Origin of the sequence: Kitasatospora sp. NPDC002227 (assembly GCF_040296285.1) — a bacterium.
GTDB lineage: Bacteria > Actinomycetota > Actinomycetes > Streptomycetales > Streptomycetaceae > Kitasatospora.
In genome coordinates, this window is sequence record NZ_JBEOWY010000009.1 from 84934 (window position 1) to 98164 (window position 13231).

Annotated in this window: 12 protein-coding genes; 6 read left to right on the forward strand and 6 right to left on the reverse strand. The window is 73.5% G+C overall.

The genetic code is table 11. The features are described from left to right. Window positions 1–7: 7 nt before the first annotated feature. Window positions 8–2053, reverse strand: a complete 2046-nt coding sequence (locus tag ABT095_RS10920) for a HelD family protein (protein WP_502884853.1) — start codon at window positions 2051–2053, stop codon at window positions 8–10. Between the two features lie 304 nt (window positions 2054–2357). On the opposite strand from ABT095_RS10920, the gene ABT095_RS10925 reads away from it, so the two are divergent. After that, complete coding sequence (locus ABT095_RS10925) at window positions 2358–2522, forward strand: hypothetical protein (protein WP_350529014.1); 165 nt, start codon at window positions 2358–2360, stop codon at window positions 2520–2522. A 5-nt stretch (window positions 2523–2527) separates the two neighbouring features. Here ABT095_RS10925 and ABT095_RS10930 read toward each other — a convergent pair whose 3' ends face one another. After that, complete coding sequence (locus tag ABT095_RS10930) at window positions 2528–4165, reverse strand: DNA repair helicase XPB (protein ID WP_350529015.1); 1638 nt, start codon at window positions 4163–4165, stop codon at window positions 2528–2530. A 96-nt stretch (window positions 4166–4261) separates the two neighbouring features. Between ABT095_RS10930 and ABT095_RS10935 the strand changes: the two genes are divergently transcribed. Beyond that, window positions 4262–4528 carry a hypothetical protein gene (locus ABT095_RS10935; protein ID WP_350529016.1) on the forward strand — a complete coding sequence of 89 codons (267 nt, stop codon included), beginning with the start codon at window positions 4262–4264 and terminating at the stop codon, window positions 4526–4528. Window positions 4529–4582: 54 nt separating this feature from the next. On the opposite strand, the gene galE is transcribed toward ABT095_RS10935, so the two are convergent. Continuing rightward, complete coding sequence (galE, locus tag ABT095_RS10940) at window positions 4583–5581, reverse strand: UDP-glucose 4-epimerase GalE (RefSeq protein ID WP_350529017.1); 999 nt, start codon at window positions 5579–5581, stop codon at window positions 4583–4585. Window positions 5582–5625: 44 nt separating this feature from the next. Continuing rightward, window positions 5626–8154: a helicase-associated domain-containing protein gene (locus tag ABT095_RS10945; protein WP_350529018.1), complete on the reverse strand. Its 2529-nt coding sequence runs from the start codon at window positions 8152–8154 to the stop codon at window positions 5626–5628. A gap of 147 nt (window positions 8155–8301) precedes the next feature. Here ABT095_RS10945 and ABT095_RS10950 point away from each other — a divergent pair, with 147 nt between their 5' ends. Next, a complete protein-coding gene (locus tag ABT095_RS10950) occupies window positions 8302–8994 on the forward strand; it encodes a hypothetical protein (RefSeq protein WP_350529019.1) in 693 nt (230 codons plus the stop codon). Between the two features lie 107 nt (window positions 8995–9101). Here ABT095_RS10950 and ABT095_RS10955 read toward each other — a convergent pair whose 3' ends face one another. Then, window positions 9102–10106, reverse strand: a complete 1005-nt coding sequence (locus tag ABT095_RS10955; protein ID WP_350529020.1) for an ABC transporter substrate-binding protein — start codon at window positions 10104–10106, stop codon at window positions 9102–9104. Between the two features lie 122 nt (window positions 10107–10228). On the opposite strand from ABT095_RS10955, the gene ABT095_RS10960 reads away from it, so the two are divergent. Next, entirely contained in the window at window positions 10229–10834 is a 606-nt protein-coding gene (locus ABT095_RS10960) for an HAD family hydrolase (RefSeq protein ID WP_350529021.1), read from the forward strand. Window positions 10835–10870: 36 nt separating this feature from the next. Here ABT095_RS10960 and ABT095_RS10965 read toward each other — a convergent pair whose 3' ends face one another. Continuing rightward, window positions 10871–11116: a hypothetical protein gene (locus ABT095_RS10965; protein ID WP_350529022.1), complete on the reverse strand. Its 246-nt coding sequence runs from the start codon at window positions 11114–11116 to the stop codon at window positions 10871–10873. Window positions 11117–11284: 168 nt separating this feature from the next. Between ABT095_RS10965 and ABT095_RS10970 the strand changes: the two genes are divergently transcribed. Continuing rightward, the gene (locus tag ABT095_RS10970; RefSeq protein WP_350529023.1) at window positions 11285–12445 is read left to right on the forward strand and encodes an alpha/beta hydrolase; all 1161 of its coding nucleotides are present in this window, start codon (window positions 11285–11287) and stop codon (window positions 12443–12445) included. A gap of 377 nt (window positions 12446–12822) precedes the next feature. Continuing rightward, on the forward strand, window positions 12823–13206 hold the full coding sequence (locus tag ABT095_RS10975) for a cold-shock protein (protein ID WP_350529024.1): 384 nt from the start codon (window positions 12823–12825) through the stop codon (window positions 13204–13206). Window positions 13207–13231: the final 25 nt, after the last annotated feature.

Below are 13231 nucleotides of genomic sequence, written 5' to 3' on the forward strand. Positions count from 1 at the left end.
GGTGCAGCTACAGCAATGCCGTCGGCAGCGGTTCGCTGTGCAGGACCTGCAGACCGGAGACCGCCCGGGTCAGGGCCACGTACAGGCGCCGCAGGCCGGTGCGTTCGTCGGGCTCGCCCGTGATGACGGCGGCGGGTTCGTCGAGGACGACGTAGTCGTACTCGAGGCCCTTGGCGAGGGAGGCGGGGACGAGGGTGAGGCGGGCCTCGGCGGTGGTTTCGGTGCCGGGGGTGAGGTGGGGGAGGCCGGCGGCGGTGAGGGCCTCGGCGAAGACGGGGATGCGGGCGTCGGCGGCGATCAGGCCGGTGGAGCCCTCGAAGGTGAGGGCCTTGCGGCAGGCCTCGACCACGGCCTCGACCAGCCCGTCCGCATGGTGACTGACCGTCAGCGAGCCGGACAGGTCTCGGATCGAGGTGGCGGGCGCCAGGCCGGGGGCGATCTCGGGGAGCAGCCGGGAGGCGTACGCGATGACCTCCTCGGGCACCCGGAAGCCCTTGGTCAGCTCCTCGATGTGCGCCTCGGGCTTGCCGAGGTGGTGCAGGGCCTCCTGCCAGCTCGCCGTCGCCCAGGGGGTGGTGCCCTGGGCGAGGTCGCCGAGGACGGTGGCCGAGCCGGTGCTGCAGCGGCGGCCGACGGCCCGGTACTGCATGGGGGAGAGGTCCTGGGCCTCGTCCACCACCACGTGGCCGAGTGAAGTGGTGCGCTGCACCAGGTCGGTGGCCTCGTCCACCAGGACGGCGTCGGCCGCCGTCCAGGGGGCGGTCTTCACCGAGCGGGCCGGCTTGGTCCACCGAAGGGCGGCCTGCTCGGCCTCGTCGTAGACGCCGGCCGCGCACTCGGCGAGGAACTCGGCGTCGGAGAGCAGCCGGTGCACCAGCTTGGCCGGCTCGACCGGCGGCCAGCACTCCTTGACCACGGCCTTCACGGCGGCGTTGCGGGCCACCGCGTCCTGCACGCGGTCGTCGGGCGCTTCGCCGCCCTGCTCCATCTTGAGCAGCACGGCGTGCGCGATCCGCTGCGGAAGTGCCTCCCGGGCGGCGCCGTAGCGGATCTCGCGGCCCTTCAACTCCTCGATGATCTCGGTGAGTTCGTACGCCGGGACGCGCCAGCGGCGGGAGCCCCGGACCACCATCAGGGGCTCGGTGGGGGTGCTGATGCCGGAGCGGACGGCGCGCCGCAGCACCTCGGCCATCCGGGCGTCGCCCTTGAGCCGGGCGGCCTCGGCGGTGTCCTCGCCACGGACTTCGACGTGGGCGACCAACTGCTGCACCGTCGCCTGGGCGACGTCCAACTCGCCGAGGGTGGGGAGGACTTGCTCGATGTACTGGAGGAAGGAGCTGTTCGGCCCGATCACCAGGGTGCCGGTGCGGGCCAGCCGCTCGCGGTGGGCGTAGAGCAGGTAGGCGACTCGGTGCAGGCCGACGGCGGTCTTCCCGGTGCCGGGGGCGCCCTGGACGCAGACCGTGCCGGTGATGTCGGCGCGGACGATCTCGTCCTGCTCGGGCTGGATGGTGGCGACGATGTCGCGCATCGGGCCGACGCGGGGCTTCTCGATCTCGGCCGCGAGCAGGGCGGAGGCGGTGTCGGCCTCGGCGGGGTCGGACAGGTGCTCGTCCTCGTAGGCGGTCAACTCCCCGCCGGTGTAACCGAACCGGCGGCGGCACTCGACGTCCTGCGGGTCGGTGCGGCTGGCCCGGTAGAAGGGCTGGGAGACCGGCGCGCGCCAGTCGATCACCATCGGGTCCCCGCCTGCGTCGTGCACGTGGCGGCGCCCGATGTAGAACCGCTCCCCGCCACCACCTTCCGACAGGTCCTCGCTGATCGCGTGCAGGTAGTCCAGCCGGCCGAAGAAGAGCGGGGTGTGCGCGAGGTCGGCCAGGGCGGCGATCCGCTCCTCGACCTGGCGCTGCAGGACGACGGCGGACACCCAGGTGCCGGTGACGTCCTTGAGATCGAGCGCCTCGACGTCCTCGCGCATCGCGCGCAGGGCCGAACGGGAGGCCGAGAGGTGGTCACGCTCGCGCTGGAGCGGGTCAGGGGTGGGGGCGTGCACAGCGAACCTTCCCGCGCTGCCGCACGTCTCGGGGCAGCGGTGTCGTCGTAGCTCACAGTGAAGGACCCCGGCCGGTTGCCGACCGGTCGGGACCTCCCCCGGCTGCCGGGACGGCACCACGGTTCGGGAGGGGGCAGACCGAAGATCCTAGACCCGGGTGCCGCCGCGGGGCGAATCAATTTCCCTCAGGGTCGGCCCCTGGGCGGGTAGGGGGTGCCGTACGCCTGGAGGACGACTTCCGACCTGCGGGTTACGGCCTTTGGGTTGATGCCTCCGAACGGTGCTGAAATCTACCGTTGAGGGCATGAACACGAACCGAACCACCCGCATCCCGACCCCGCGAGGCAGCACCGCCGCCCCGAACGGCCGCCGCCGCAGCCCGATGGCGGCAGCCGTCCGGAACGTGGGCATCGCCCTCGACACCACCGCCCGCGTCCTCTTCCTCGGCCGCGACGGCGTCAAGCTCTAGCCCGGTTACAGCACGTCGTCGGCGTCGATGATCCGGTACGCGTACCCCTGCTCCGCCAGGAACCGCTGCCGGTGGGCGGCGAAGTCCTGGTCCACGGTGTCCCGGGCGACGACGGAGTAGAAGTGGGCCGAGTGCCCGTCCGCCTTCGGCCGCAGCACCCGGCCGAGCCGCTGGGCCTCCTCCTGGCGCGAGCCGAAGGTCCCCGAGACCTGGATGGCGACGGTCGCCTCCGGCAGGTCGATGGAGAAGTTGGCCACCTTGGAGACCACGAGCACGCTGATCTCCTTGGTACGGAAGGCGTCGAACAGCTTCTCGCGCTGCGCGTTGCTGGTCTCGCCCTTGATCACGGGCGCGTCCAAGGCCTCGCCCAGCTCGTCCAGCTGGTCGATGTACTGGCCGATGATCAGGGTCTGGTCCTTCTCGTGCTTGCGCACCAGGGCCTCCACCACCCGCCGCTTGGTCGCGGTGGTCGCGCAGAACCGGTAGCGCTCCTCCGGCTCGGCGGTCGCGTAGGCGAGCCGCTCGGAGTCGGTCAGGGTGACCCGGACCTCGCAGCAGTCGGCCGGCGCGATGTACCCCTGCGCCTCGATCTCCTTCCACGGCGCGTCGAAGCGCTTCGGGCCGATCAGCGAGAACACGTCGCCCTCGCGGCCGTCCTCGCGCACCAGGGTGGCCGTCAGCCCGAGCCGGCGGCGGGCCTGCAGGTCGGCGGTGAACTTGAAGACCGGCGCGGGCAGCAGGTGCACCTCGTCGTAGACGACCAGGCCCCAGTTCCGCGCGTCGAACAGCTCCAGGTGGGCGTAGACGCCCTTCCGCTTGGTGGTCATCACCTGGTAGGTGGCGATGGTGACCGGGCGGATCTCCTTCTTGGTGCCGCTGTACTCGCCGATCTCGTCCTCGGTCAGCGAGGTGCGCTTGACCAGCTCGTGCTTCCACTGCCGGGCCGAGACGGTGTTGGTGACCAGGATCAGCGTGGTCGACTTGGCCTCCGCCATCGCCGCCGCGCCGACCAGCGTCTTGCCCGCCCCGCAGGGCAGCACCACGACGCCGCTGCCGCCGTGCCAGAAGCCCTCGACGGCCTGCTGCTGGTACGGCCGCAGCTGCCAGCCGTCCTGCTCCAGGAAGATCGGGTGCGCCTCGCCGTCCACGTACCCCGCGTGGTCCTCGGCCGGCCAGCCGAGCTTGAGCAGTACCTGCTTGATCTGCCCGCGCTCGGAGGGGTGCACCACCACGGTGTCCGGGTCGACCCGGGCCCCCACCAGCGGGGCGATCTTCTTCGAGCGCAGCACCTCCTCCAGCACCGGCCGGTCGGTGGTGGTGAGCACCAGCCCGTGCACCGGGTGCTTGCTCAGCTGCAGCCGTCCGTACCGGGCCATCGTCTCGGCGATGTCCACCAGCAGCGCGTGCGGCACCGGGTAGCGCGAGTAGTTCACCAATGCGTCGACCACCTGCTCGGCATCGTGCCCGGCGGCCCGCGCGTTCCACAGCCCGAGCGGCGTCACCCGGTACGTGTGCACGTGCTCGGGCGCACGCTCCAGCTCCGCGAAGGGCGCGATCACCCGCCGGCAGTCCGCGGCCCTCGGGTGGTCGATCTCAAGGAGCAGCGTCTTGTCGCTTTGTACGATCAGCGGCCCGTCGTTCACGCGGGAACCCTCCGTTGGTCCGGCACCAGACCCTCCAGTGTCCCGCACTCGGGCGGGGTGGGGTGACCGAGGGCGGGGCGGCTCGTTGAGGGGGGTATGAACAAGCCGAACCGCTTTCTTGCCGCTGTTGCTCTCTCCGGGGCGGCGCTCGCCGTCGCTGCGGCGCCCGCTCAGGCCGCGGCTGATCCGGTGCAGGACGTCATGCCCACCGGGACGCCGGGCGGGATCTTCGGGGCTGCCGCGTTCACGCTGGCCGAGCTGACCAGCGGGGCGACGATGCCGGACCCGGGCAAGATGGTGGAGGACGCCAAGAACTCGCCCGAGGGCCAGGCGATGATCAAGCACCAGCAGCAGGCGCACTGACCCCGTCACCGGCAGAGAGGCCGCCCGGGTGGGCGGCCTCTCGTGTGCGGCGGGTCAGTCGCCGAGGATCTTGCCGCGGTGCTGGTCGGCCCACTCCAGGGAGTGGCGGATGCCCTCGGTGACCGAGAGGCGGGCCTGCCAGCCGAGCAGGCGGGCGGCGCGGTCGCTCACGGTGTAGGCGCCGGCCACGTCGCCCGGGCGGGTCGGGGCGTCGACCGTCTCGATCGGGGTCTCGACCACTTCGTTGAAGGCCTCGATCAGCTCGCGGACGGTGGTGCCGGTGCCGGTGCCGAGATTGATCGCCAGGGCCGGGGTGGTGTCGTCCAGGATCTCGTCGAAGCGCTGCACGGCCGCGACGTGGGCGGCGGCCAAGTCCCAGACGTGGATGTAGTCGCGGATGCCGGAGCCGTCCCGGGTCGGCCAGTCGGTGCCGGTGACCTGGAACGGGACGCCCAGCTCGCGGGCCTGGAGCATCTTGCCGAGTGCGTGGCTCGGGTGGCGCAGCTGCAGGCCGGTGCGCATCTGCGGGTCGGCGCCGATCGGGTTGAAGTAGCGCAGCGAGAGGACGCGGATCGGCTGGGTGGCGGCGATGTCGGCGAACATCGCCTCGCAGAAGGCCTTGGTCCGGGCGTACGGGCTCTGCGCGTCGATGCCGGAGTCCTCGCGGACGGTGAGGTCCGGGGCGGCCTGGTAGATGGCGGCCGAGGAGGAGAAGATCATCCGGCCGCAGCCGTTGCGCAGCAGGTGGCTGACGAAGTCCAGGCTCTTGGCCACGTTGGCCCGGTAGTAGCCGACCGGGTCGGCCACCGAGTCCGGCACCACGATGAGTGCGGCGCAGTGCACCACGGCCTCGATCTCCGGGTGCTCGGCGAAGATCCGGTCGACCAGCGCGCCGTCGGCGATGTCCCCCTCGTAGAAGGTCCGCCCGTCGGCGAACTCGCGCCGCCCCGTCACCAGGCTGTCCAGGATCACCGGGGTGATCCCGGCGTCGAGGCAGGCCGAAGCGATGGTGCTACCGATGTACCCGGCGCCGCCGGAGATCAGGATCTTCATACGCTCGATCCTAGGGGAGCACCCCCGGCGGAGGCCGGGACGAATCAGTCGTCCACCTCTGCCACGCCGGTGATGCGGTGCAGGGCGAAGGTGCGGACTTCGTCGGTGTGGTGGTCGTAGGCGGTGACGAAGCCGCCCTCGACCTTGACCGGGTCGACCACCCGCTGGGAGGCCAGGCCCTCGGCGTTGACGTAGCCGATCCACATCGGTTCGCCGAGCAGTACGGCGGTCTGCAGGGCGGCCAGGGTGTCGGCGGCGGCGGTGCGGGGGAGCCGGCGCAGGTCGGTACGGGCCGGGCCGCTCTGGTGCGGGGTGGCGGCGGGCCCGGCCACCGTCTCGCGGCGCACGGCGGTGACCGCCCGGTCGCCCGCGCGGACCGCCTTCACGGCGGCGCCGAGCAGCGCCGCGTCCGGGGCGGGCGGCCCGTCGGGTACGGGCACGGGGGCCGAGCGAGGCGGGGTGCGGTGCGAGTCCGGCCGGGTGATCAGCACATCGCCCTCGGCGGACTCGGCGGCCGGGGCGTAGCCCATCGTGCGCAGCACGGCGAGCAGGGTGTCCGGCGCGGCCTGGGCGGCCAGCACGGTCGGGGCGAGCAGCCGCAGCCGCAGTTCGACGGACCGGCGGTCGGCCAGTACTTCGGCGAGCAGCCCCGGATCGTCGCAGCGCACGTAGCTGGAGGCGGCGCCGACCCGCAGCACGCCGTGCCGCCGGGCCACGTCGTCGATCAGGTAGCTGAGCGGCTGCGGTACCGGGGTGCGGGAGTGCTGCCCGAGGAAGGCGTGCAGCTCGGCGGCGGTGCGCCCGGCGTCCAGGGCGCGGCGGACGGAGTCGGTGGTGAAGCGGTAGACCGTCGCGCCGCCCTTGGACTCGATGTCGGCCGCCAGGGCGAGGGCCTGGGCGAGCGGGGTGAGCAGCGGGCCGGGGGCGATCGCGGTCAGGTCGGGCTGCAGGATCACGTGGTCCAGCGGCTCGGGGAGCAGCGGGGCGAGGACGTCGACCGGGTCGGCGTCCGCCAGCAGGGCACGGGCGGGTGCGCCGAGCGCGCCCCGGCCGGTGACGCCGAGCAGCTCGGCCTCGCCGAGGGCCCAGTCGGTGAGGTGGTCGCGCAGGTCGCGCCCGTCCGGGCCGGCCGGGCCGCCGCGCAGCGGGCGCTGCCAGCGCAGCGCGGGCAGCAGGGCGGCGGCCCCGGCGACGGCGCCGGCGGGCAGCTCGGCCAGCAGGCCGAGCACCGCGCGGCGGGTGCTGGGGGCGAGGGTGCGGTCCAGCTCCGGCCCCAGGGCCGCCCGGGGCTTGCCCTTGCCGTCCGGGGTGCCGGTGAGGCCGGGGGTACGGGTGGTGGCCAGCCAGGCCCGGGCGAGCACCGCCCAGCGATCGGCGATCGGCTCCTGCAGCCAGTGGTCGTACGCCGGGGTGGGCGCCCAGCGCTCGTCCGCCTCGCCGTCGGGGGCCAGCAGGCCGCAGGCGTAGGAGAGTTCGAGCCAGAAGGCGGCGACCGGCTCGGGGCATTCGAGCAGCAGCGCGGCCCGCTTGAGGTCGCGGACACCGAGCCCGCCCGCGCGCAGGGTGGGAGGTGACTGGAGCGCCCAGGCCTCGAGCAGCTCCTCGACGGTGCGTACGGCGGTGTACGCCTGGCCGGCCGCCGCGCTGTCCACAGCCTGTGGATCACGCTGGGCGTCGGCCCCGGGGCCGGGGCGGGTGGGCTCGACCGAGCGGTGGCTGCGGCCGCCGCGCAGGTGCAGGGCCAGCTCGCGGGGGAGGACGACCGAGGTCGGGCTGGTGGGCAGCAGCAGGCCGCGGGCCAGCAGCCACTCGACCGGGCTCTGCGCCTCCTCGGCGGTGACCTGGCGGGCGGCGTCCGGCACCGTGCCGGTGGGCGGGCCCCAGACCAGGCGTTCGAGCAGGGCGAGCGCGGGCTCGGGGGCGGTGGCGAGCAGGGCGGCGCAGCGCTTGCGGTCGGTGAGCAGCGCGGTGAGGGCGGCCACGGCGGACACGGGGTCGGGTGTGTTGGGCTGGCCGGCCCCGGTGAGCAACTGCTGAAGGCGGGCCGGGGACATCCCCAGGGTGGCCTCCGCCAGGGTCGGCCCGAGGCCGGTCCGGCCGGGGTTGGCGGCGGTCGGCGCGAGCGCCTCGCGGACGGCGATCACCAGCCGCAGCCCGCTGTCCGGCCCCCAGAGCAGGCACTGGGCGCGGAGCGTGGCCAGCGCGCCGGGGAGGGCGGCGGTGACGGCGGCGCGGTCGACCGGGTCGGCTCCCGGGTGCGGCTTGACCCGGGCGGGGCCGGCCAGCAGGTTCCGCACGACGGTGTCCGGCCCGGCGTCGGGGGCGGCGGCCAGCGCCTCGGCGACCTGCAGGGTGAAGCGGTCCAGGCGCTCCAGGGCGCGCAGCGCGGAGGCCCGGCCGGAGGCGCGGGCGGCGAGCTGGGTGAGGTCGCTCGGCACGGGGTTGAGCAGGTCCGGGCGGCTGCGGAGCAGCTCGGCGAGGGCCTCGTCCGGCCGGGCCCGGAGCTCGTCGGCGAGCGTACGGGGGGCGGCGGAGGCCCGGGGCGGGCGGGGCTCGCTCGGCTGGGTGCTCATCCGATCCAGGTTAGAGGTTTCGGGCGGGGGCGGTGCAGTTGGTCCGGCCCGCGGTGGGGGCGCGGGGCGGGGGTGGCGCTACGGCGGGCATGGTGGCGGGGCGGGTGGAGTGGGTAGCGTCTGCGGGGACGGAGCGGGGTGTGGGCGATGGCCGGTGGCGAGTGGTGGCGGGTGGACGGGCCCTGGAAGGTGCTGGGGCGCGGCAGGACCGCCGAGGTGGTCTCGGACGAGGGCGGGAGTGTGTACGCCCCTGAGGTGCCGGTGGCTCCGCCGATGCCTGCCGCGCCGCCGGCGGTGGGCGCGGCGGGCAGACCGCCGCTGACGGCGGCGGACTTCCCGGGCTGGGACAGCGTGGTCTTCGACTTCAGCGAGGTGACGGCGAAGGCGGAGCCGCCGGTGCCGGAGCCCGTGGTGCCGGAGCAGCGCGGGGAGGAGCCGGAGGTCCCGGCCGAGGCGGCGGCGCCCGCGGCCGGGAAGGCCTCGGTGCTGGCGGGGCGGCGGCCTTCGGCGGTGGCCCTGGTGGCGGCGCTGGTGCTGCTCGGCGGGGTGGTGACCGGGCAGCTGCTGGCGCTGTTGGCGGGGTGGGGGCTGGCGTACGTCGCGCCGCGGCTGGGGGAGTGGACGCGGAAGTTCGCGGCGCTCGGGATCCCGTTGGTGACGATGGCGGGTTCGACGGTCTGGTACTGGGGGCGCGAGAAGGGGCGCTGGGGGAGTCCGCTGGCCCCGGGGGAGCAGTTCGCGCACGTGACGTGGTCGGCGGCGCCGGGGGTGCTGCGGCTCGCGGGCGCGCTGTCGGCGGTGTTCCTGCTGGCCGTCACGCTGCGGCGGCGACCGGAGTGAAACCCCAGGGGCGCGGGGCTCTGCTCATTGACCGCGTGCGCGAAGCGGGAGGCCGCAGGCCGTGCGGGGTCGGCCGCGCCGTTCCCCGGGCCCCTGGACCGTGCGGCTCAGCCGCCTAGGAAGCGCTGGAGTTCGCCGATGACCAGGTGGGCTCCGGTGTAGCCGATGCCCTGGAACCAGAGTTCGTCGTCCACGGGGAAGGCGCGGTGGTTCTGGACGGCGGAGAGGGCGTGCCAGGCCGGGGTGTCCAGGGTGGTGGCGGTCTGTGCGGTGCCGTAGGCGGCGTAGAAGAGGAAGTCGGCGTCGGCCTTGGCGATCTGGTCCGGGGGGATCTCGGTGGCGAAGGTGTCGGTGTTCTGGCTGTCGGGGCGGCCGAGCGCGAGGTCGGCGAGCAGGGTGCCGGGGAAGTTCTGGCGGCCGTAGAGGCGGACGGTGGGGGAGCCCTCGACGAAGCGGACCAGGCTGATGCGGCGTCCGGCGGAGCCGGCGGCGGCGATCGCGGCGGTGGCCTGGGTGATGTGGTCGGCGTAGGCCTCGACCACGACGGCGGCCTGTTGCTGGCGGCCGAGGGCCTGGGCGTGGAGTTGGAAGTTGGCCTTCCAGGGGGCGCCGGTGGTCTGGGTCAGGACGGTCGGCGCGACCTTGCTGAGCTCGCCGTAGTGGGCGCCGTCCCTGGTCTGGTTGCCGAGGATCAGCTCCGGCCGCAGGGCGCTGATCAGGTCGGGGTCGGGGCTGCCGATGAGGCCGACGGACCGGACGGCGGCCAGCCGGGAGGCGGGCCAGTAGTCGGGGAAGCCGGGATCGGCCGGGGCCCGGGCGGCGCCGACCGGGGTGATGCCGAGCGTCATCGCGGAGTCCAGTTCGGCGGTGTCGAGCGCGATCACCCGCTGCGGGGCGGCCGGTACGGTGACCGGCCCGGTGGCGGCCGTGACGGTGACGGTCGGGGTCGGGGTCGGGGTGGGGCCCGGGGGCCGGCTGCCGGGTTCGGTGGTGCTGGGGGCGGCCGGGGTGCCGGGGGCCGGAGCGGGCAGGCGGCCGGTGCCGGAGCAGCCGGTCAGCAGGAGGGCCCCGAGCCCGGCGAGGGCGGTGCGGCGCGGCAGCTGGCCTGGCATCGGTACCTCTCGGGCGGCGGAGGCTGGGCAGCTCGATTATGTCTGAATTGCCGGTAAAGACCGGTTCAGTGCGGCCAAGGCACGCTGACCGGGGGCGGTCGGACGGCCCTAGGCTGGCGGGCATGGCGCTCACGGTGGGATTCGACCTCGACATGACCCTGCTGGACACCCGGCCCGGCATCAAGGCGGCGTACGACGTGCTCGCGGCCGAGACCGGTACGTACATCGACAGCGATCTGGTGGTGAGCCGGCTCGGGCCGCCGCTGGCGCAGGAGCTGGCGGTGTGGTTCCCGGCCGAGCGGGTGCCGGCGATGGTGGACCACTACCGGGCGCTGTACCGCGACCACGCGCTGCCCGGCACCCTGGTGCTGCCCGGGGCGCGGGAGTCGCTCGCGGCGGTGCGGGCGGCGGGCGGCCGGGTCGCGGTGATCACCGGGAAGTACGCGCCGAACGCGCGGCTGCAGCTGGACCACGTCGGGCTGGACGTGGACATCCTGGTGGGCGACACCTGGGCCGAGAGCAAGGGCGACGCCCTGCGCGAGCACGGCGCCACCGTCTACGTGGGCGACCACCTGGGGGACGTCCGGGGCGCCCGGGCGGCCGGGGCCGTCGCCGTCGGGGTCACCACCGGCCCGTACGGCACCGAGGAGCTCCGGGGGGCCGGGGCGGACGTGGTGCTCGGCTCGCTCGCCGAGTTCCCGGCCTGGCTGGCTGCCCATCTGGGCTGAGCCGGGGCCGGGAGGTCTGCCCGGGCGGGTCGGGTCTCAGGTGGTCGAAGTGCCCTGCTGGGCGCGGCGCTTCTGCGCGCGAGCCCCTTGCAGCAGGCCGACCAGGGAGACCAGGAAGCCGAGCGGCATCATCATCGAGAGCCAGTAGGCGGCGGTCGGCAGCGGCGTCAGGTGGAAGAAGAGTGGGACGAACGTCACCAGGGTGGCGATCGAGCCCAGGCCGAAGATGATCGCTCCGGTACGGACGAACGCGCTGCCCGGGTCTGCGGTGCCGGTGCTCACGGGCCACTCCTCCTGGAAAAAGGTTGCCTCCCAGTGTGGCAGAAGGTGCGACCCCCGCCGATCGGCGGGGGTCGCGCTCCCCCTGGGCGGTCAAGGCTTTCAGCGAACTCTCAGGCACTCTGGAGGATGTTCGCGAATTCGCCGTGAGAAGCAGGGGCGTACAGAGGCATGGGTCTGACGAGTCACAAGGTGCTGGCGCTGTCCGCACTGATCTCGGTGCTGCTGGTGGTCGGCACGGTCTGGCTCTGGCCCAGACTGGCCAGGAAGACCTGGGGCGCCGTGCTCGGCCGGATCGGCACCATCCTCGCCACCCAGCTCGCGGTGATGTGCACCCTGGGCCTGGTCGCCAACAACTACTTCGCCTTCTACAGCAGTTGGGCCGACCTGCTGGGCACCAACGACAACAGCCCGGTGACCATCCAGAGCCAGCTGGTCGGCGGCAAGAAGACCGGTGTGCAGCAGATCGCGGCCGAGAACGTACGCGGCACCAACACCGTCGGCCGTGACCCGCAGCTGGTCGGCAAGCTGGACAAGATCCGCATCCCCGGCGCCGGCACCGGCCTCTCCACCGAGGGCTACGTCTACCTGCCGCCGCAGTACTTCCAGCCCGAGTACCAGAACAAGCACTTCCCGGCCGCGATCGCCATCACCGGCTTCCCCGGCGACGCGAAGAACCTGATCACCAAGCTCAACTACCCGTCCATCGAGCTGCAGGCGATCAAGGACGGCAAGACCAACCCCACCGTCCTGGTGATGATGCGACCCTCCCCGGCGATGCCGCGCGACACCGAGTGCGAGGACGTGCCCGGCTCGACCCAGGCCGAGACCTACTTCGCCAAGGACGTGCCGCAGGCCATCCGCAGCTCGTACCGGATCGCCGAGGGCCCCGGCAGCCTCGGCATCATCGGCAACTCCACCGGCGGCTACTGCGCGCTCAAGCTGACCATGAAGCACCCGGACGTCTTCTCCGCCGCCGTCTCGCTCTCCGGCTACTACAAGGCCGCCGAGGACGCGACCACCGGTGACCTCTTCGGCGGTGACCACGCCCGCCGGCAGCAGGCCGACCTGGACTGGCGGCTGAAGCACCTCCCGAAGCCGCCGGTCTCGCTGCTGCTCGGCGGCAGCAAGGAGGGCGACGGGGACTACTACAAGACCACCAGGCAGTTCATCGCGGCCGCCAAGGGCGGGGCGACCAAGGTCTCCTGGATCGAACTGCCGACCGGCGGGCACAACTTCAACACCTGGATGCGGATGCTTCCGGCCTCCCTCGGCTGGCTCGGCCAGCAGCTCCACGCGCCCGCCGAAGCGCCGCTGGGCCACCAGGCCTGACCTGCGCTTACCCGACTCCCCGTCACTGCCCGCAGTTCCTCGGAGACGGGGAGTTTCGGTGTGCCCGTCAACGGGGTATGCAGCTTGCACGCGGGGTCGAATCGGGCACCCCGACCGTCCGGACCGGGGGTGAGGAGCCAGTGGACAGCCTGCTGCGAGGCTCCGGGACCGCCGGGCCCGGGCCGGTGGCCGGTGCGAGAGCACGTTCCGCGCCGGCAGCCGCACCAGGTCAATTCCGCTCGAAAGAGTCGTTGACAGAGCGTTAGTCTGCGGGTCCGAGCCTGCCCGCCGCGCGCGGTCGGCCCGCCATCCACCAGGTCACCCTCGGCCCTCACGGTCCGGGGGTTTCCCCGCACCCACACCGAGGACTTTTCGAGATGCCCACCGGCCAGGTCAAGTGGTTCAACGAGACGAAGGGCTACGGCTTCCTGTCGCGCGACGACGGGGGCGAGGTCTTCGTCCACACCAAGGCGCTGCCTGCCGGGGTCACCTCACTCCGGCCCGGTCAGCGGGTCGAGTTCGGCGTGGCCGCGGGCCACCGGGGCGACCAGGCGATGGCGGTCACGCTGCTGGAGGCCCTCCCGTCCGTGGCGGCGGCCCAGCGCAAGAGCCCCGACGACATGGCGCCCATCGTGCAGGACCTGATCACGACGCTCGACGGAGTGCTGCCCGGCCTCCAGCGCGGCCGCTACCCCGCGAAGCCGACCGGCCAGAAGCTGGCCGTCCTGCTGCGGGCGGTCGCCGACCAGTTCGACCTCTGAGGTCAGTTGCACCACCAGGGGCGCG

Bases quoted from the DNA above. Each gene is read 5' to 3' on its own strand.
- ABT095_RS10945 (WP_350529018.1), bottom strand. From the start codon at position 8,154: ATGAGCACCCAGCCGAGCGAGCCCCGCCCGCCCCGGGCCTCCGCCGCC.
- ABT095_RS10935 (WP_350529016.1), top strand. From the start codon at position 4,262: ATGAACAAGCCGAACCGCTTTCTTGCCGCTGTTGCTCTCTCCGGGGCG.
- ABT095_RS10925 (WP_350529014.1), top strand. From the start codon at position 2,358: ATGAACACGAACCGAACCACCCGCATCCCGACCCCGCGAGGCAGCACC.
- ABT095_RS10970 (WP_350529023.1), top strand. From the start codon at position 11,285: ATGGGTCTGACGAGTCACAAGGTGCTGGCGCTGTCCGCACTGATCTCG.
- ABT095_RS10950 (WP_350529019.1), top strand. From the start codon at position 8,302: ATGGCCGGTGGCGAGTGGTGGCGGGTGGACGGGCCCTGGAAGGTGCTG.
- galE (WP_350529017.1), bottom strand. From the start codon at position 5,581: ATGAAGATCCTGATCTCCGGCGGCGCCGGGTACATCGGTAGCACCATC.
- ABT095_RS10955 (WP_350529020.1), bottom strand. From the start codon at position 10,106: ATGCCAGGCCAGCTGCCGCGCCGCACCGCCCTCGCCGGGCTCGGGGCC.
- ABT095_RS10975 (WP_350529024.1), top strand. From the start codon at position 12,823: ATGCCCACCGGCCAGGTCAAGTGGTTCAACGAGACGAAGGGCTACGGC.
- ABT095_RS10960 (WP_350529021.1), top strand. From the start codon at position 10,229: ATGGCGCTCACGGTGGGATTCGACCTCGACATGACCCTGCTGGACACC.